Origin of the sequence: Cryobacterium sp. BB307 (genome assembly GCF_012274275.1) — a bacterium.
Taxonomy (GTDB): Bacteria; Actinomycetota; Actinomycetes; order Actinomycetales; family Microbacteriaceae; genus Terrimesophilobacter.
In genome coordinates this window covers 1373647-1390465 of sequence record NZ_JAANZA010000001.1, presented here as the reverse complement: position 1 = coordinate 1390465, position 16819 = coordinate 1373647, and the positions used below count along the sequence as shown (strand labels likewise).

Below are 16819 nucleotides of genomic sequence, written 5' to 3'. Positions count from 1 at the left end.
CTCCAGTGCGCTTACAGGGTGGTTCCGGCGGCGTCACCGGCGGTCAGGCTGGATTCGGTTTCGAGGAACCGACCCGGACGGTAGGCGGCGAGCAGCTCGCTCTGCTCACCAGTGGCGATCTCATAAGCGAGCAGGCGGCCGATGAGGGGTGCGAGCACTCCGCCGCTGTGCATCACGGCGTCGTAGTAGCCGGGCACGGCCGCGACCTCGCCGACGCGTGGGAGGCCGTCCGCGGGGAACGGGCGAATGCCGACCCTCGTGACCACCGAGCGAATCGGCGCACTGCCCGGAAGCACCCGCTCGAATTGGCCGACGACGTGGTCGACGAACTCGTTCCGTTCCATGCCGCCGGTGAAGCTGCTGTCGCGGCTGGCCGCGCCCACGTCAGACTTCCAGCCGAGGAGGCTGCGCAACCGGATCACGCCGTCGATCTCAGGCTTGATGGCCAGCCCCTCCACCGTGATCATGCGGCCGAGCGGCTGACCGTTCACCTTCACGAGCACGCCGATGCCGGGCTGGGGGCGCATCGGCATCGGGATGCCGTACAGGCCGGCTACTTGGTCCGCTGACGCTCCGGCAGCGTTCACGACGGCATCCGCGTCGATCCAGGTGCCGTCATCGAGTGTCACCCGGTGCCGGCCGCCGGAGAGCTGCCCGAGGCCGATCACTCGGGATCCGATGTGGCCGATCGCGCCGCTCTCGGTGGCGGACTCGAAGAGGATTCGGGTGAGCAATGAGCCTATGACGGAGAACTCGCTCGTGAAGTGGGCGACACGGAGGTCGGGGCGCTCGAAGACGACGTTCGGCTCCAGTTGCGCGTTCACCTGCGCGGCGCTCAGCACCTCGACCGGCATCCCGTGCTCTCGGGATTCGGCAACGGTTCCATCGAAGTCACCGTCGGCGTCCTCGGTGAGCAAGGTACCGCCCACTGTGAGCCACGGCGTGGAGGGGAACAACTCGGCGAGCCGGAGGTGCTCTTCCATTCCGTGCAGTCGGAGGTTGCGATATCCCTCGTCTGCTGTGCCGCGAGCGGTGACCCAACCCGTGCCCGCCTCGGTGACACCTGCACCCGGATAGCCGGCATCAACGATCGTGACGCGCACGTTCGGGAGTCGTGACAGGTGGTACGCCACGGATGCGCCGACAATGCCGGCTCCGATGACACAGACTTCCTTCACGTCCCGCAACCTCCCGCTAGGTGCTTCGGATGCGGCGATCCCCTAAGGAATCGAACGCCACATCCTTGTGGTCTCTTGAATCCATCGCGGCGCTGCCGCCCGGAACAAAGTGTATTCAATCCTACAGACTCGGGAGCCAATCACAAACGGTTTGCATGCGACTTTGTCCCACTGTCTCCGGCGCGGAATGGGCGCCTTCGACATCGTGTGGGGTAAGTATTGCATACCAAGCGCGTCACTCAACCGATTGCTTAGAAACAAGTTGAGGCTTATTGCATGCAAAAAATGAATAGATGCGAGCGTGCGCTCATGGTGGTGACCAGCCGGGGTCAGGCAGGGGTCGCTCAGTCCAGTTCGCGCAGACCCAGCAAAACGAGCTCCCCGGATCGCAGTACGTGGCGGATCATCGCCTGACGAGCGGCGCGGCCGTCTCCGGCCTCGATCGCCTCTCGGATGGCACGGTGCTGCGCGACGTTCGAGCGCATGAGACGGACATCCCTGCCGAGTTCATTCCAGGTCAGGTTGCGCGGGAGTTGGTTGTGAATCCACGCCAGGGCCGAGACGAGAGTCTGGTTGCGTGCTGCCGCAAGGATGATCTCGTGGAACTCATCGTTGGCCTGGGTCCACCGCTGCCTGCCAACCTCGACGCTTGTGTCCGCATCGGAGACCTCGGTGACAGCGGCCTCGAAAAGCTCCTCCGCTGCGATCAGCTGGTCGATCTGCAGCTGTGTGGCGAACGTCGCGGCCAGCTCGGCGGCGAGGCCCTCGAGTTCGGCGCGGACGCGGTAGCCATCCTCAATCTCGCCCGCCGATGGAACCCTGATCCGAGCGCCGCGGTTGGGGATGAGCTCGACCACTCCTGTTGCGCTGAGGGATTGAATCGCTTCGCGCACCGGGGTTCGGCTTGTGCCGAATTCCTCTGCGATCTTGCTCTGGCGCAGCCATGATCCGAGGGGAAGCTCGCCGGAAGAGACTTGCTTCGTCAACTCCGCGGCAATGCGATCGGACAACCCCGCATTCGGGTCAGCGCCCTGCTGCTGGGTCGGGTCTGTCGTCTTCACACTGCGATCGTAGTTGTTCACCGCTCGGTTGGCCACACATGATTAAGGAATGAATGCGACCTAATCCATTTGGTATACAATCCATGTGGAACGGATTGTCCGGTTAGTGAATAGTGAGCAACGATGCCTGAACTTGACCTTGTGCCCATCCTTCTCCTCGCACTGGCCGGGCTCGGCGCTGGGATGATCAATACGATCGTCGGATCCGGATCTCTCATCACGTTTCCGGCGCTGCTCGCCGTCGGCTATCCACCGGTGCTAGCCAACGTCACGAACAACCTGGGCGTGCTTCCAGGATCGATCAGCGGGGCCATCGGGTACCGCCGGGAGCTCAAAGGGCAGTGGCGGTCGATCGTTCCCCTGATGATCTCGTCCGGGATTGGAGGGGTCGCCGGGGCGCTGTTGTTGCTGGTGCTTCCCGCCGAAGTGTTCAACGGCGTCGTGCCCGTGCTCATCGCACTCGCGTGCGTGCTCGTCGTCACCGGCCCGACAATCAAGCGGCACATCGCTGCCCGGCAAGAGCTCGCACGCGCGCGACGCAATCAGGCTCTCGCCGCTCAGCATGCCGTGGCCCTGGCAGACAATGGCGAGCCGGAGTTCCGCGAGAACCGTCCGGGATTGGCTGTTGCGACAGCCCTCTCCGGCACCTACGGCGGCTACTTCGGTGCCGCGCAGGGCGTCATCCTGCTGTCCATCCTGTCGATAATGCTCAAGGGTTCCCTGCAGCGCGCCAATGCCATGAAGAACGTTCTCACGGCAGCCGCCAACTTCACGGCCGGTGTCGTCTTCGTCGCATTGACTCCGATCGACTGGTTTGCGGCAGGGATCATCGCCGTGGGCGCGATCGTGGGCGGTCAGCTGGGCGCGAAGCTTGGGCGTCGCATTCCGGAGCTCGCCTTGCGCATCACCATCGTGGTCGTCGGCGTCATCGCGATCGTTGCGCTTCTGATCGACAAGTCCTGATCGGCGACTGATGGAAACGGCACGGCTCACGCGCGTCCAGCGTGTCGCGCTTTATGCGGGCGGCTTCCTTGGCCCGTTCGGCGGGCTCATGACCTCCTCGATCCTTCCTGAGCTGGGTGCCTCGTACGGCATCTCGCCGGAAGAGGCATCGGTGTCGATCATGGTCTACCTGCTGCCGTTCGCGACCACCATGCTCGTGTCCGGGTCCATCAGCGCACGCTGGGGCATCCGCCGCATGATGACCACGGCGTACGTCGTGATCACAGCAGCGGGAGTGCTGTGCGCAGTGGCGCCCAGCTGGCACGTGTTCCTTGCCGGGTACTTCCTGCTCGGGGTGAGCAACGCCTTCACCAACCCGCTCATCGTGACGCTGCTCAGCCGGTTCACCGCCGTGGACCGTCTCGGTCGAACCCTCGGGATCTTCGGCGCGGTGGCCGCCACCGGACAACTCTCGGCGCCGCTTGTGAGCGGCTTGTTCGCAGAGTTGACCTGGCGCTACGCGTTCATCTTCGTCGCTGTCTACGCGCTCCTGCTGTGTACGATACGACTGCCCTCGATTCCGAATCAGCAGAGGCAGACAGGGAGCAGGACGCTCTCTTGGCCAATCGTCTGGCTGTGCGTGACAAACCTCACGATCGGTGCGTGCGTCACCGGACTTGGGTTCCTCGTCGCGTTATTCGCCTACGACAACCTGGGCTCGAGCGCCTCCGAGCGCGGCATCATCCTGATGATCGGGGGCGTCTCATCGCTCATCGTCGCCCCGCTAGCCGGGTCCGCTGTGGATCGCTGGGGTTCGCGTACTGTCAGCCTTGCCGCCCTGCTCATCAGCGCGAGCTTCATTCTCGCGGTGCCACTTGCGATCAACCCTCTGATGCTCGCCGTGCTGTGGGCGGTAGCCATTCCGTGCGCCCTGGCCGTCGCGCTGAGCATCAACAAGCATGTGCTTGGGCTGCGCTCAGCTGACTCCGCCATCTCGTTCGTGCAGGCGTTCCGGTTCTTCGGAGCCGGCGTTGCCCCGATGGTACTGATGCCGATCTACCTGTGGCAGAACGCATGGGGCTTCATTGTCGCCGCCATTGTGCTGCTGGCCACTATCCTGCTCCACCTCGTCGCGCGTCCATTCGACAGCCAGCGTGCCACCGCCACCGAGACCGCGTGAGCTGACGGGGAGCAGCGTTAATCGATGGCGGGCGCCCACTTTCGTGGGCGCCCGCTGTTCAGACTAGGCCGGTGTCAGCCGACGTTGACGGTCAACTGGCCGACTCCGCCGATCGTCGCGACGATCTGGTCGCCCGGCTCGATCTTGCCCACTCCCGGAGGGGCACCCGTCGTCACAACGTCTCCCGGCACCAGGGTCATCACGCGCGAGATGTTGGAGATGATCTGGGGCACAGAGACGATCATGTCTCCCGCACGCACGTCCTGGCGCACGACGCCGTTCAGATGCATGACGATCGGCAGGTCCTCCCACGAGGACACCTCGTCTGCGGTGACAACCCACGGCCCGATCGGCGTGAACCCGTCGTACGACTTGCGCCGCGACCGGTCGCCCGAGCCGCGCTCGGTGATGTCGAGCAGGATCGTCCAGCCCAGCACGTGCTCAAGAGCCGACTCGACCGGGATGTCCTTGCCGCCCTTGCCGATGATGAAGGCCAGCTCGCACTCGTAGTGGATTTCCGCTTCAAGCTCCGGCAGCACGATCTCTCCGCCACCGGTGATCGAACTGGGTGCCTTGAGGAAGAAGTCGGACGTGAGCATCCACTCGGGCAGTCCGCGGTTGCTCATCTCCTCCACGTGCTCGGTGTAGTTCGAGGCGGCGGCGATGACCTTGGTGGGGTTCAGCACGGGTGCCCGGAGCTCGACGCTGTCGAGCGCATGCCGGCTCCCGGTTGCCGTCGCCGCGGTGATCGCATCCTTCAGTGAGTCGAAGTCACGGCACAGACGGACCCAGTAGCCCGCCCCAAGCCCCTGGTCATGCTCGGGCAGTGCCGAGGTCACGTCAACGACGGTCTGGTCGTCGACGACCACCCCGAGTCGATCGTCGTTGAAAATTGCAAGCTTCACTGCGTTTCCTCTCGTTCCATCATGGCGATGAAGTAGTCCCACGCCTTTGCGTGGCCGGCTGGTGTGTTGGTTCGCCACGCCTCGACCTGCATGGCATCCAGCGAGCGCACTGGGCCGAGCGAGATCGCGCGCAACAGGGATTCGGCCGTCTGCTCGAGCGTCACGGCGCGGACGACCGTCGCCTCGACGCTTGGCCCCACGATGACGCTGCCATGCGCGTGAAGGAGGGCTGCGGGACCGTCACCGATCACGTCGACGAGCCGGTCCCCCGCCTCAGACGATGAAATCGGGCCCGTCTCATCTAGCACGGGCACTGGCGCGTGCAGCCACGGCGTCGCGATGCCGAACACCGGCAGGATCTGCTGGGTGCTGATGCTGAAGGCACGGCTCATCGGCGAGTGCGAATGGACGATCGAGCGAACATCAGGGCGCGCGCGATAGATGCGCGCGTGGATCGCCCATTCGAGCGGCACGGTGCCCGCCCCATCGAGCACCGTGCCCTCCTCGTCGATCACCATCAGATCGTCAGCGCTTGCGAGACCTGGGGCCTTGCGAGCTGAGATCGCGAATGAGTTGGTGCCGGGCAGCCGGTAGGTGAGGTGACCCGAGCTGTCAAAGATGCCCAGGCGGTCGAGGATGCGGCAACCGACGACGATCAGGTCGTCCAATTCACCTGTTCGACCGGTCATCTCAGTCCCATTCGTACTGCGCGGACGGGTTGCCGAGTGCGCCACCGCGGGAGATCGCTGCTTGCTTCGCGGTCTCGTAGTCACCGAGGTCGAAGATGATCTCGAGGCGGTAGCCCCAAGGGTCGTCCATGTAGAGCGAGAGCAGACCGAGGCCACCGTGACCGTACGGCCCGAGAACCTCGACACCGTTCGCCTCGAGGTGAGCAATCCATTCATCGAGCTGCTCTGCAGGGGCGTGCATCGCGTAGTGGTAGAAGTGGAGGTCGGTCGGGCGCTGCATGACCGGGCCCTCTGCAAGGTTAATGACGGCCGTGCCGAACTGCACCCACACCTGACGGTTGCGCTTCGCAGCGACGTCGGATGCGTTCCAGCCGGTGCGCATGATCTCGGTCCCCTTGAAGACGCGCTGATACCAGTCACTGGCAGCTTCGACGTCCGGCACGGGGTAGGTGATGTGGTGCCATCCGGTGATTGTCATTATTCGCTCCTTCTTGGTGACAGCGTTGAGGGGGAATTTCGCAGCTCGGCGACGATCGATGAGACGGCTCCTTCGAACCGCTCCATTCGCCGCAGGTCGCGGAAGCGGGTAGGCAGCTCAGCGATCGACGCCGTGGGGTCATCGTCGTCAGCATGACGCTCGGCGATGCTTCGGAGCGCGCTCAGCAGTTCGATCATGTCATCCAGGACGCCAGCACTGCCGGCGGTGCCATGCCCAGGGACGACACGCTCTGGCTTCAGCCCTTCCAGCACGGCAAGTGCTTCAATCCACCCTGCCGTGTTCGCGTCGCGCAATACCGGCATGACATTCGTGAACACGACATCGCCGGTGAACACGGTGCTGGTGCGCTGATCGAAAACAACGACGTCTCCGGGTGTGTGGGCATGGCCAACCGGAATAAGGCGCACAGCTCGCCCGTCCACGTCGATGGTGGTCGTCGAGTCGACCGGCTGCGTCACGACCGGGACCGCTGCAGAAGCCAACTCGTCCCTGTGGTCGGGAAGCAGCTCGATCAGGCGATCGCGCTCATGCACACCTCGCTCGTCGAGGAGTCGAGCCGCCCGGTCGCTCGCGATCACCGGCACATCCGCCAACCCCGCCGCTCCGAACACATGGTCAGCGTGGTGGTGGGTGAGCACGAGCTGCGCATTCGCACCGTCCGTGGCTTGGCGCCAGAATTCTCGTGCCGCCGAGGGCAGGCTGCCTGCGTCGACCAATAGTGCACTCGAACCGCTTGTGATCACGGACAGGTTGGATGCGCCAGGCGAGCTCGCGAACACCCGGATGCCATCGCCAAAGTGCTCAAGGCTCATGCTGCCGACTCCGGAACAATGACGACCTTGCCCTGCAGTCCGCCAGCCTCCACCGCGGCGTGGGCTGCAGCAGCGTCTGCCAGGTCGAAGACCTTGTCGACTCGCGGTCGCAGTCTGCCCTCATCGACCAGCCTGAGCACCAGACGCAGGTCCTCGAAGGTGCTGCTGGTCGAAAACAGCAGGCTGAGATTGCGCCGATACAGGTCGCGAAGAGTGAGCCCGACCTCACCACCGCTCGCACCACCGCAGCACACGAGCCTGCCCTCCGGGGCGAGCGAATCGACGCTGCCGGCCCACGTATCCGAACCAACTGTTTCCACGACGACGTCGACTCCCCCTGGCGCAATCGACTCCAACTGAGGCGCGAAGTCGGTCGTGGTGTCCACAACCCCCAACGCGCGCACCTCGTCGGAGAGTTCTCGCAAGTTCTGGGGCGTCCGGGAACCGAGGACGACGCGGGCGCCGAACAGCGCGGCGATCTGCGCCGCTGCCGTGCCGACGCTGCCTGCGGCACCGACGACGAAAACCACATCGGCTGGGCTCACCCTCGCCCGGGTGACGAGCAGATGCCACGCCGTTCCGAACGACACCGCAGTACTTGCCGCGACAGCGAAAGAGGTGCTGTCGGCGATGGGGATGAGATTGCGGGTCGGGACGCTGCAGAACTCGGCGTACCCACCGGCGTGATGGATCCCCAGGAACTCTCGCTGCGCGCACGAGTTGTCGCGACCGGAACGGCAGTAGGCACACTCACCGCAGGAGATGTTCGGCGCTACGGCGACCCTCGTGCCGGGATCGGGCGCTGCGGCGTCGGGGCTGGAGATCACCGTGCCCGCCATGCTCGCACCGAGCACGTGAGGAAACCGAAGCTGCCAACCGGCGCCGTTCAGCCGGGTCCGGACGTCGAGGCCCGGTTCGACACCTGCAGCACCTACCCGGATCAGCGTCTCACCGCTGGTTGGCACCGGCGCCGGAAGCTCGCTCAATTGCAGTACCTCTGGACCGCCGTGCGACCGCAGGATGCTCGCTCTCATCGCGTTGGCACGCTCGCTCACTGGCGGCGTTCTCCTGACAGACGCATCGCGAGTCCTCCTTTGGCTAGCTCACGCCACTTAAGTGCGTGTGGGCGGTCCCCGGCTCCGCACCCGATATGAACCCTAGGGCTCCAGAGCCACAAACTCAACCTGTTTGCATACAATCTGGCGCAGTTTTCGACTCGGATGCGTGAACGATGCGAAAATCGTATGCAATAATGCCGCCTATGCAGTCAGTCGAAGAGCCGGCCACCGGCCGCATTGGGCCCTTGGCGGGCATCCGGGTCATCGAGCTCGGATCCTTGATCGCCGGTCCGTTCGCAGGTCGGATGCTCGCCGACTTCGGCGCGGAAGTGATTAAGATCGAGAGCCCCGGTCGAACGGACCCGTTCCGCGATTGGGGTCGCGCCGAGCAGAACGGTCACGCTCTGTGGTGGGCGGTGCAGTCCCGCAACAAGAAAAGCGTGCTGCTCGATCTGAAGAGCGACGTTGGCCGTGAGGCGTTCGAGTCCATCCTCGGCACCGCTGACGTTGTGATCGAGAATTTCAGGCCGGGCACTCTGGAGAGGCTCGGGCTGGCGCCCGAGCGGATGCTCGAACTGAACCCGGGCGTCGTCATCGCGCGAGTGTCCGGCTATGGCCAGACCGGAAGCAAGGCATTCCGGCCCGGATATGCGTCGATCGCCGAGGCCATCGGAGGCCTTCGGCACCTGAATGGGTTCCCGGATGGCCCACCCCCGCGTACCGGCATCTCGCTCGGCGACAGCCTCGGCGCGATGTTCGCGGTCCAGGGCGTGCTGATCGCGCTGCTCGCGCGGCAGACCAACGGCGGTCGCGGCCAGGTCGTGGATGTCTCGCTCGTGGAATCCTGCTTCTCGCTGCTGGAGAGTGCGCTGCCCGACTACATGGCGAGCGGGCACATCCCGGGGCCGAGCGGCACGTCACTCGCCGGCATCGCCCCATCGAACATCTATCACTCGATGGACGGCAAGTGGGTGGTGATCGCGGCCAACCAGGACAGCGTCTTCACGCGGCTGGCAGCGGCGATGGCGATGCCGGACCTTCTGACGGACGATCGGTTCACGGACCACACCGCCCGCGGCCGGCACCAGGCCGAACTCGACGAGATCATCGCCGATTGGTCGGTGTCACGATCCTCCGCAGACCTGCTCGAGGTGCTCGACGCGCATGACGTGCCGGCGAGCCTCGTGAACACAATCGCGGATATCGTCGCCGACCCGCACTTCCGGGAGCGCGAGATGTTCCTCGAGGTCACAGATGACGACTGGGGCACAGTCACCCACCCGGGTATCGTCCCGAAACTCTCTCTCGAGCCGGGCGCCGTGCGGTGGAACGGCCCAGTGACACCGGGCGAACATACCGAGGCCGTGCTACGCGAAGTGGGCTTGAAGTCAGTGGTGGATGCCGGAGAACGCGCATGAGCGCAGTGGAGATCATCGACGTCACGCCGCGTGACGGGCTGCAGAACGAGGCCACGACCGTTTCGACCGAAGCGAAAATCGAGCTGATCGCGCGACTCGTCGACGCAGGCGCTCGGCGGATCGAGGCGACGAGCTTCGTGCACCCCGGGCGTGTGCCCCAAATGGCGGACGCAGACGAGGTGATGGCGGCACTGCCGCGAATCGACGGGGTCAGTTACATCGGCCTCGCGCTCAACGAACGCGGTGTGGACCGGGCGCTGGCGGCGCGAGTCGATGAGATCAACTTCGTCGTACCGGTGTCCGAGGCGTTCGCATCCGCGAACCAGAACACGACCGTGGAGCGGGCGGTGGCCGGGGCTCTCTATGCGGGCAGACAGGCGCGCGCCGCGAATGTGCCGCTGTCGGTTACGTTCGCGGTGGCGTTCGGTTGCCCCTACGAGGGCGAGGTCACATCCGACCAGGTGCTTCGCGCGGTGTCTCCGATCCTGGAGGCAGGGGACCTCGCTGAGCTCGCACTCGCGGACACGATCGGCTGTGCCAATCCGTCACAGGTTGCCGGTCTGTTCGACCTGCTGCGGCAGCGCACCGCAGTCGAGTTGCGTGCTCACTTCCACGAGACCCGCCACACCGCGTTGGCAAACACCGTCGCCGCACTCAGCATCGGCGTGCGACGCTTCGACTCCAGCGTCGGTGGGCTCGGTGGCTGCCCGTTCGCGCCCGGTGCCGCCGGCAACATCTCGACCGAGGACCTGGCGTGGCTGCTCGAGCGCGAAGGGAACATCCACGGGGTCGACGCCGAACGAGCTACCGAGATCGGACGCTGGATCTGCGAAATCGTCGGGGTTGCGCCGCGCTCCGGCCTTGCATCGGCTGGCTCATTCCCGCGCAGCGCACGTGCTCAGTCCTGAGCCGGTCGTCGCCCGCCGATCGCCGCGGTGAGTTCGTCGGCGGCCTTCAGCAGCGTGTCCACCAACGCCTCACAACGCTCCCTGGGCATCCGAAGGGTGGGACCCATGATCGAGACCGCACCGGCCAAGTCGCCCTGAGCGTTGAACACCGGCGCAGACAGACCGCTCGCACCCGACTCGCGCTCGCCTGTGGTGATCGCGAAGCCGTTGGCACGAGTGCTCTCGACAGCGTCTCGCAACGCGTCCGGGTCGACGATGGTCCGCTCGGTGACAGCGTCGAGGTCGCGAGCGAGCGCCTCTTCAAGCAAGCCGTCCTCCCAAGCGAGGAGCACGCGTCCGGGCGACCCTGCATGCAGCGGAAGCACAGCGCCCACGTTCATCGCCGCGCGCAGCACCTGATGGGTCTCCGCCATCGCCACGCAAACGCGGTGCACACCCGATGTCTGGAAGAAGCACGCGGTCTCCCCGGACTCGTCGCGGAGGCGGGTGAGCACCGGCTTGACCGCCTCGACCACATCGTCGCTCCGAATCGCCGTCGCTGCCCACTGCCGCATCCTGGCACCAATCCGATACCCGCGAGCGGTGCGGTCCAGGAAGCCGTGCGCTACCAGGTTCCCGACGAGTCGTTGCACCGTGGAGGGCGGCAGGCCCGTTGCAGCACGGATGGTCGCCAGTGTCTGCTCGGGCTGGGCGAGGGAAAAGGTGCTGAGGATGTCGGCGATTTTTCCGAGCACGAGCAGGGGGTGGTGTCCGCTGCTACCGGGTTGCGCCATGCGGTTGATCATAGTGGCGTGGTGAGCGCCGGCCCCATTGACACGATCGAGCTTTGTACTACATGATGGGTTGCAACCTACATGATGAGTTTTGGGCTTGTCACGGCAATGCTGCCGCGCCACGCGGCACTTTCAATCGGAGGATTTCATGGGCCGCATTCTGATCAACCCGTCCGGACTGAGCAAGCCGGGTACCTACTCGCATGTTGCGATCGGGACCGGGCAGACGATCGTGCACTTCGCCGGGCAGGTGTCGTTCGACGAGAACGGCGAGATCGTCGGCCACGGCGACCTGCGAGCCCAGGTCATCCAGACCATGAACAACTTGAAGATCGCGATGGATGCGGTCGGGGCGACGTGGGACGACATCGTTCACCGCAAGGTCTACGCGACCGAGATGGGCGAGCCGGGAACGATCGGCGCCGCCATTCGTGAGGTCACCGGTGACGCGGGGCACCCCGCACAGGCCACAGTGCAGGTTGTCGCCCTCGCTCGCCCAGGTCTCCTGGTCGAGATCGAGGCAGTAGCGATCCTCCCGTAAGTCCGAGGCAAGACGCGGATGCGACAGCGGGAGCCGGACCTCCAAGAGCTCAGTTCATTCAACCTCGCCCACCCGCCGACCCCGAGTGCGGTCATCTTCGCCGAGACGGCAGCGGATGTCCAGCGGGCCGTTCGCAAGGCTGTCGAAGAGGGCCGCGGCATCGCGGTGCAATCGACGGGACACGGAACGATCGGCAGCAACGACGGCGCGGTCCTCGTCGCGACCCAGCGGATGACTGGCATCCGCGTCTATCCCGATCGGCGGACGGCGTGGATCGGGGCCGGAGTGCGCTGGAGCGAGGTCGTCGCGGAGACCACTAAACATGGTCTCGCGCCGGTCAACGGGTCATCTCCGACGGTCGGGGTGATGGGCTACGCACTCAGCGGCGGAATCGGGCTGCTCTCGCGGATGTTCGGGTTCGCCGCAGACACGATCCTCGCGGTGCAACTGGTCACCGCGGACGGAGAGCTCCTCGAGGTGACGCCAGAAGAGAACAGTGACTTGTTCTGGGGCGTGCGCGGCGGTCGCGGGAGCTTCGGCGTCGCCACGGCAATAGAAGTCCAGCTCTTCCCGCTCGAGTCCTACTTCGGCGGTGGCCTCTACTTCCATCCGGACGCGGCGGCGGACGTGCTGCCGCGCTACCTGGAGTGGGTGCGCACCCTGCCCGAGTGGTTCGGCACCTCGCTAGCCATGCGCGGCCCCGTGCCGCCTGTGGACAACGAAGGGTTCGCCCAGTTCGTGCACCTGAGGGTCACCGCCGCCGGCGACAGCAACGAAGCGGCAGCGCTGCTGCATCCGATGCGCTCCCTGCCTGGCATCGTCCTGGACAGTGTCGATGAGAAGGCATACTCGCGTATCCGGGAGGTGCACAACGACGGCGGCGTGCCGAAACCCTTCACCGAGCGAAGCCGTCTGCTTCCGCGCCTGACTGAGGAGCTGCTCAACGACATGTGGCACCAGTACCCGGACGACGATGGATACGCACCGACCCTCGAGTTCCGCCACCTGGGCGGCGCGATGAGTCGGATGCCCGCGCACCCGAACGCCGTTGCCGGACGCGGGTCGGAGTTCTCCTTCCTGGTGATCGGACGCACCGACGACGCTTCCCGGGCGAGAGCGGCACGCGCGTTCCAACTCGCGGATGCCGCCTCGGCCGGCCAGCCGGTTCCGAATTTCCAGGGCGATGAGGTTGGCAAGGATCGGGTGCTCGCCTCCTACGACCCGCAGACGGCAGCCCGTTTGCTGGAGCTGAAGGCGACACACGATCCGCAGAACGTGTTCCGGTTCGGTCACGTGATCGCACCATGAGCGGGGCACCGGCGTCTCCGCGCTCTTTCCTGCTCACGAACGCGACGCTGATCAGCATGGACGAACGGCTGCCTCAGCAGTTGCCGCGCGCCGCGGTGCTCGTCGCCGATGGGATCATCCAGCAGGTCTACACGAGCGATGCCGACCTGCCGACGACCGTAGCCGTGCTGCCGCGGATCGACGCCGCCGGGATGGCCGTGCTTCCGGGGCTGACTGACGGCCACGCCCATCTGGACCGCGAGACCCTCGGTGACGATCTACCCGGATTCGCGGGAGCGTCAAGCGTCGCGGACATCCTGGACGTCGTGGCTCAGGCCGCCGTGAATGCACAACCGGGCGAATGGATCGTCACCAGACCCCTGGGCACTCCCCCGGACTACACCGATGCCGACGACCCGTTCGGAGGCGGACGCCTTCCGGACCGGCACGATCTCGACTCCGTCAGCCCCGACAACCCGGTCTTCATCCGGCCGATCTGGGGCTTCTGGAACATGCGGGCGAAGAAGATCTCCTTTGCAAACTCATTGGCACTCGCCGCGGCCGGGATCAGCGCTGAGACGCTCTCGCCGCACGATGACCTGGTGATCGAGCGTGACGCTCGGGGCAACCCGACCGGCAGGTTCGTCGAGACCGCGCACCAGCCGCTCATTGAGCACACGCTCCTGCGAGTCGCACCCGGATTCACCAGGCACCAGCGCGCTGCCGCCATCCGGAACGCGTTCGAACGGTACGCGTCCTTCGGCACAACCGCGGTATTCGAGGGCCACGGCATCGCCAGCGAGGTCTTGGACGCCTACCTGGATGCCTACGCTGCGGCCGGCAGTGCAAGACTCCGCGCGAGCTTGCCGTTGAGCCCGCATTGGCCCGAGATTGGCGACCTGCGAGGCACACTTGAAGGCTGGAGGGGTGACTTCGAGCTTCTGGCCGGCAGGTTCGCCGGCGTCGACGGCGTCTTCATCGGGGGCGCTGTCGATGAGACCGCGACGGCGCTGCGCTCCGCGAACCACCCGCGAACCGGTTGGGCGGGCTTCGCCGCCGGGGCGTTCGTGCCCATGGCGGACGTCGAGCAGCTGCTGCTCGACTGCGCACGCTCCGGTGTGAGGGTGGCCGGACTGGCCAAGAACCTCCTCGAGATATTCGCCCGGGTCGACGGGCAGGTTCCGATAGGTGGGTTGGGCTGGACCCTGGGACACCAGCCGACGCTGAGCCGCGACCAGATCGACGTCGCCGCCGACCTCGGAGTGATGATGACGACCATCACCGGCCATCACCTCCACCGTGGGGTGTTCACTCGAGACCTTGTCGGCACGGATCGGGAGAGCGAGATCGTGCCGGTGAAATCCCTGATGGATGCTGGCGTTCCAGTGGTGCTGGGATCCGACAACCGGCCGATCTCGATCTGGGACAGCATGGTGCACGTGGTGAGCCGAGAGGATGAGCGCGGAGTCATCGTCGCCCCCGATGAGGCCGTCAGCCGTTATGACGCGTTGAAGCTCGTCACCGTGAACGGTGCGCGGTTGACAGGCGACGAAGACAAGAGAGGTGTCATCCGCCCGGGCCTCGCCGCAGATTTCGCCGTGCTCGATCGAAACCCTCTCGAGTGCGACTTGGCCGAGCTTGCGGGCACCCGCTCCGTGCTGACCCTCGTGGACGGGCATCCGGTGAGCACGGACGGAACCCTGGCGCTCTAGCGGCCGAGTGCGTAACCGAGCCCACCCCGCGGATCCGCGCCGGCGGTGAGGAATCCCGTCTCGCGATCGCGCTGCGCCGCGAAGATCCGCCCGAGTGACCACGCCGGACTGACCGTGACATCGTGCCCGCGCGCCTTCAGGTCGGCGATCACGTCTGCGCCGAACGACTCCTCCACCAGCACCTGCCCGAGGGTCTGGCGCCTCGGATAGAACGACGCGGGGAAATGGCGAATGTGGAACTTGGGGTACTCGATGGCGCGCTGCAGGTTGCGCTCGCCGTGCAGCACGGCGAGCAGGAACGCCAACTGCCACTGATTCTGCTGGTCACCGCCCGGCGAGCCGAGCACCATAGCGGGCGCGCCATCACGAAATGCGATGGTCGGTGACAGAGTGGTCCGCGGCCGCTTGCCTGGCACGAGCGAACTCGGCAGGCCTTGCTCCAACCACATCATCTGCATCCGCGTGCCAAGCGCGAACCCGAGCTTGGGGATGATCGGTGACGACTGCAGCCAGCCGCCGCTCGGCAGCGCGGAGATCATGTTTCCGAATCGGTCGATGACGTTGATGGAGACGGTGTCCCCCGCGGTGGCTCCGGGCTTCGGTCCCGGCGCGGCCAGGTTCGGCTCTGCGAACGCTGCGTTGCTCAGGGCAAGGTTGGGCTCGGCGAACGCAGCATGCGTGGAGTTCGCGGGGTCCAACCTGTCAAGGTCAGGCATCAGCGGTGTGCGCCCGCTCGGTGAGCCAGGGCGGAATTCGTGGGATGCGGACTCGGTGATGAGCTTGCGCCGCTCATCCGCGTACCCCGCCGACAGCAGCGCCTCGATCGGGGTGTCTCCGCTGTCGCCGTACCAGGCCTCCCGGTCTGCAAAGGCGAGTTTGGCCGCCTCGATCACGGCGTGCACGCTCGCTGGGTCGACCGGATCGAAACCGGTCCCTTCGAGCAGGGCCAACTGTTGCAGCATCACCGGTCCCTGACTCCACGGCCCGGCCTTGTACACCGTGTACCCACCCGATTCGACACCGAGGGCACTCTCGTAGCTCGGCGCCCAGGAGGCGAGGTCATCGGCAGAGATCAGACCGCGATGTTCGGTCCCATTGGCATCGCGGTGAGTTTCGGCGCTGAACTCGTGAACCGCCTCGGCGATGAAGCCGTGACCCCAGGTAAGGAGCGCGGCGTCGAGTTGGCTGTCGCGATCGGCGCCCGCCGCCTCCGCCTCTGCCAGCAGCCGTCGGTAGGTCTCAGCGAGTTGGCGGTTGACGAATCGATCGCCGGCACGAGGGATGCTGCCACCGGGCAGGTAGGTCGAGTACGAAGCCGGCCAGTACTTCTCGAAGACTTCGGCCATGGAGCGGATCGTCACGATCGCCTGCTCCCCCAACGGGTACCCACCCGCGGCGAGTTCGATCGTCGGCTCCAGAACCTGCCGGAGCGAGAAAGTGCCGTGATCGCGCAGCAGGGTCAGCAGCGCAGGCGTCGCCCCCGGCACCGAAGCGGGCAGGAGCCCGGATCCCGGGATCAGATCCAGCCCAAGCGCAGCGAAGGCGGACGGGACGGCCCGGGCGGGCGCAACCCCCTGCCCGCACAGCACCGTCGGCACGTCATCGCCTGCGCGCGCGAACATCGCAACAATGTCGCCGCCCGGTCCGGACTGTTGCGGCTCGATCACCTGCAAGGCGAAGACACCAGCAACTACGGCATCGAACGCGTTGCCGCCGGATTCGAGCATCCCCATCGCGACGGCACTGGAAATCCAATGCGACGACGTGGCCATACCGAAGTCGCCCATGAGCTGTGGCCGGCTTGGAATCACTTGTATTACTCCCCTAGATGTTGGTGTGTTGGCGAACCGACCGGG

The 16819-nt window shown here is 65.7% G+C and carries 16 protein-coding genes; 7 read left to right on the top strand and 9 right to left on the bottom strand.

Translation table 11 applies throughout. The features are described 5' to 3' along the window. Positions 1–11 precede the first annotated feature (11 nt). Positions 12–1178: an FAD-dependent oxidoreductase gene (locus tag HGK58_RS06780; RefSeq protein WP_168626719.1), complete on the bottom strand. Its 1167-nt coding sequence runs from the start codon at positions 1176–1178 to the stop codon at positions 12–14. Positions 1179–1522: 344 nt separating this feature from the next. Then, on the bottom strand, positions 1523–2239 hold the full coding sequence (locus tag HGK58_RS06775) for a GntR family transcriptional regulator (protein ID WP_168626718.1): 717 nt from the start codon (positions 2237–2239) through the stop codon (positions 1523–1525). Positions 2240–2362: 123 nt separating this feature from the next. Between HGK58_RS06775 and HGK58_RS06770 the strand changes: the two genes are divergently transcribed. Together HGK58_RS06770 and HGK58_RS06765 are read left to right on the top strand one after the other, a co-directional pair. After that, complete coding sequence (locus HGK58_RS06770) at positions 2363–3202, top strand: sulfite exporter TauE/SafE family protein (protein ID WP_168626717.1); 840 nt, start codon at positions 2363–2365, stop codon at positions 3200–3202. Between the two features lie 10 nt (positions 3203–3212). Further along, positions 3213–4361, top strand: coding sequence for an MFS transporter (locus tag HGK58_RS06765; protein ID WP_168626716.1), 1149 nt, complete (start codon positions 3213–3215; stop codon positions 4359–4361). A 74-nt stretch (positions 4362–4435) separates the two neighbouring features. Here the strand turns inward: HGK58_RS06765 and HGK58_RS06760 are convergent, their stop codons facing one another. Genes HGK58_RS06760 through HGK58_RS06740 form a run of 5 tightly spaced genes read right to left on the bottom strand, consistent with a single transcriptional unit; the run spans position 4436 to position 8321 of the window. Continuing rightward, positions 4436–5266, bottom strand: coding sequence for a fumarylacetoacetate hydrolase family protein (locus HGK58_RS06760; protein ID WP_168626715.1), 831 nt, complete (start codon positions 5264–5266; stop codon positions 4436–4438). Then, positions 5263–5955: a class II aldolase/adducin family protein gene (locus HGK58_RS06755; protein WP_168626714.1), complete on the bottom strand. Its 693-nt coding sequence runs from the start codon at positions 5953–5955 to the stop codon at positions 5263–5265. The genes HGK58_RS06760 and HGK58_RS06755 overlap by 4 nt, the downstream gene beginning before the upstream one ends. Before the next feature lies 1 nt (position 5956). Then, the gene (locus tag HGK58_RS06750) at positions 5957–6433 is read right to left on the bottom strand and encodes a VOC family protein (protein ID WP_168626713.1); all 477 of its coding nucleotides are present in this window, start codon (positions 6431–6433) and stop codon (positions 5957–5959) included. Next, on the bottom strand, positions 6433–7266 hold the full coding sequence (locus HGK58_RS06745) for an MBL fold metallo-hydrolase (RefSeq protein WP_168626712.1): 834 nt from the start codon (positions 7264–7266) through the stop codon (positions 6433–6435). The genes HGK58_RS06750 and HGK58_RS06745 overlap by 1 nt, the downstream gene beginning before the upstream one ends. Further along, positions 7263–8321, bottom strand: coding sequence for a zinc-binding dehydrogenase (locus HGK58_RS06740; protein WP_168626711.1), 1059 nt, complete (start codon positions 8319–8321; stop codon positions 7263–7265). Before HGK58_RS06740 ends, HGK58_RS06745 begins: the two co-directional genes overlap by 4 nt. A 206-nt stretch (positions 8322–8527) precedes the next feature. Here HGK58_RS06740 and HGK58_RS06735 point away from each other — a divergent pair, with 206 nt between their 5' ends. Next, positions 8528–9742 carry a CoA transferase gene (locus tag HGK58_RS06735; protein ID WP_210422624.1) on the top strand — a complete coding sequence of 405 codons (1215 nt, stop codon included), beginning with the start codon at positions 8528–8530 and terminating at the stop codon, positions 9740–9742. Next, positions 9739–10650, top strand: a complete 912-nt coding sequence (locus HGK58_RS06730; RefSeq protein WP_168626709.1) for a hydroxymethylglutaryl-CoA lyase — start codon at positions 9739–9741, stop codon at positions 10648–10650. Before HGK58_RS06735 ends, HGK58_RS06730 begins: the two co-directional genes overlap by 4 nt. On the opposite strand, the gene HGK58_RS06725 is transcribed toward HGK58_RS06730, so the two are convergent. Beyond that, positions 10641–11423, bottom strand: coding sequence for an IclR family transcriptional regulator (locus HGK58_RS06725; protein ID WP_168626708.1), 783 nt, complete (start codon positions 11421–11423; stop codon positions 10641–10643). The genes HGK58_RS06730 and HGK58_RS06725 overlap by 10 nt on opposite strands. Positions 11424–11571: 148 nt before the next feature. Between HGK58_RS06725 and HGK58_RS06720 the strand changes: the two genes are divergently transcribed. From HGK58_RS06720 to HGK58_RS06710, 3 genes are read left to right on the top strand one after another with little or no spacing between them, the layout of a single operon-like run. Continuing rightward, positions 11572–11964 (top strand): RidA family protein, encoded by a 393-nt coding sequence (locus HGK58_RS06720; protein ID WP_168626707.1) that lies wholly within the window; start codon positions 11572–11574, stop codon positions 11962–11964. Between the two features lie 18 nt (positions 11965–11982). Continuing rightward, the gene (locus tag HGK58_RS06715) at positions 11983–13272 is read left to right on the top strand and encodes an FAD-binding oxidoreductase (RefSeq protein ID WP_168626706.1); all 1290 of its coding nucleotides are present in this window, start codon (positions 11983–11985) and stop codon (positions 13270–13272) included. Then, the gene (locus HGK58_RS06710; protein WP_168626705.1) at positions 13269–14963 is read left to right on the top strand and encodes an amidohydrolase family protein; all 1695 of its coding nucleotides are present in this window, start codon (positions 13269–13271) and stop codon (positions 14961–14963) included. The genes HGK58_RS06715 and HGK58_RS06710 overlap by 4 nt, the downstream gene beginning before the upstream one ends. Here the strand turns inward: HGK58_RS06710 and HGK58_RS06705 are convergent. After that, positions 14960–16774, bottom strand: coding sequence for a gamma-glutamyltransferase (locus HGK58_RS06705; protein WP_168626704.1), 1815 nt, complete (start codon positions 16772–16774; stop codon positions 14960–14962). The genes HGK58_RS06710 and HGK58_RS06705 overlap by 4 nt on opposite strands. Positions 16775–16819: the final 45 nt, after the last annotated feature.

Excerpts from the sequence above, each read along its gene's own strand:
- HGK58_RS06750 (WP_168626713.1), bottom strand. The coding sequence starts at position 6,433 with ATGACAATCACCGGATGGCACCACATCACCTACCCCGTGCCGGACGTC.
- HGK58_RS06720 (WP_168626707.1), top strand. The coding sequence starts at position 11,572 with ATGGGCCGCATTCTGATCAACCCGTCCGGACTGAGCAAGCCGGGTACC.
- HGK58_RS06710 (WP_168626705.1), top strand. The coding sequence starts at position 13,269 with ATGAGCGGGGCACCGGCGTCTCCGCGCTCTTTCCTGCTCACGAACGCG.
- HGK58_RS06715 (WP_168626706.1), top strand. The coding sequence starts at position 11,983 with ATGCGACAGCGGGAGCCGGACCTCCAAGAGCTCAGTTCATTCAACCTC.
- HGK58_RS06725 (WP_168626708.1), bottom strand. The coding sequence starts at position 11,423 with ATGGCGCAACCCGGTAGCAGCGGACACCACCCCCTGCTCGTGCTCGGA.
- HGK58_RS06770 (WP_168626717.1), top strand. The coding sequence starts at position 2,363 with ATGCCTGAACTTGACCTTGTGCCCATCCTTCTCCTCGCACTGGCCGGG.
- HGK58_RS06745 (WP_168626712.1), bottom strand. The coding sequence starts at position 7,266 with ATGAGCCTTGAGCACTTTGGCGATGGCATCCGGGTGTTCGCGAGCTCG.
- HGK58_RS06755 (WP_168626714.1), bottom strand. The coding sequence starts at position 5,955 with ATGACCGGTCGAACAGGTGAATTGGACGACCTGATCGTCGTCGGTTGC.
- HGK58_RS06765 (WP_168626716.1), top strand. The coding sequence starts at position 3,213 with ATGGAAACGGCACGGCTCACGCGCGTCCAGCGTGTCGCGCTTTATGCG.
- HGK58_RS06730 (WP_168626709.1), top strand. The coding sequence starts at position 9,739 with ATGAGCGCAGTGGAGATCATCGACGTCACGCCGCGTGACGGGCTGCAG.
- HGK58_RS06735 (WP_210422624.1), top strand. The coding sequence starts at position 8,528 with ATGCAGTCAGTCGAAGAGCCGGCCACCGGCCGCATTGGGCCCTTGGCG.